Consider the following 229-nt stretch of genomic DNA (forward strand, 5'->3'; position numbering starts at 1 on the left):
CCTCCGTTGCCATATCAATCATTGATCAGGGCGACGGGATTCCCCGCGAACACATTCCACGCCTGACAGAACGCTTTTATCGCGTCGATGCAGCCAGATCCCGCGAACTCGGCGGCACTGGCCTTGGCCTTGCCATCGTTAAGCATATCGTTAATCGACATCGCGGCGTTCTGACAATCGACAGCGAGGTCGGACGTGGCTCAACCTTCACGGTTTACTTACCGCAAGC

1 protein-coding gene is annotated in these 229 nt (G+C 56.3%); it reads left to right on the forward strand.

Annotated features, from left to right (window positions below):
- Positions 1 to 229 (forward strand): ATP-binding protein (locus BTW00_RS13800; RefSeq protein WP_256714086.1); only part of this gene is annotated, 229 nt, incomplete at both ends.

This window comes from Psychrobacter sp. C 20.9 (genome assembly GCF_001921765.1).
In the GTDB taxonomy this organism is placed as follows: Bacteria; Pseudomonadota; Gammaproteobacteria; order Pseudomonadales; family Moraxellaceae; genus Psychrobacter; species Psychrobacter piscatorii_B.